Here is a 205-nt window from a genome sequence, read left to right as displayed (position 1 = left end):
CAAAAGCGAAGTCGATTTTAGAGCAAAAGAAATCTGGAAAATTAACGCATGAGCAAGCAAAAGAGGAATTAACAAAGCTAGGCGTGAAAATGCCGGAGAAAGGTAAACATGGAGACATGTTTGCTAACTTAGATGATCAGGCGAAAGCAAAAGCGAAGTCGATTTTAGAGCAAAAGAAATCTGGAAAATTAACGCATGAGCAAGC

Annotated in this window: 1 pseudogene; it reads left to right on the top strand. The window is 39.0% G+C overall.

The window, feature by feature from the left end:
* Nucleotides 1-205: pseudogene (locus tag DOS87_RS27505) on the top strand (hypothetical protein); the annotation flags it as partial.

This window comes from Bacillus sp. CR71 (assembly GCF_003429245.1).
GTDB lineage: Bacteria > Bacillota > Bacilli > Bacillales > Bacillaceae_G > Bacillus_A > Bacillus_A thuringiensis_S.
This window is presented reverse-complemented; position numbering and strand designations above follow the sequence as displayed.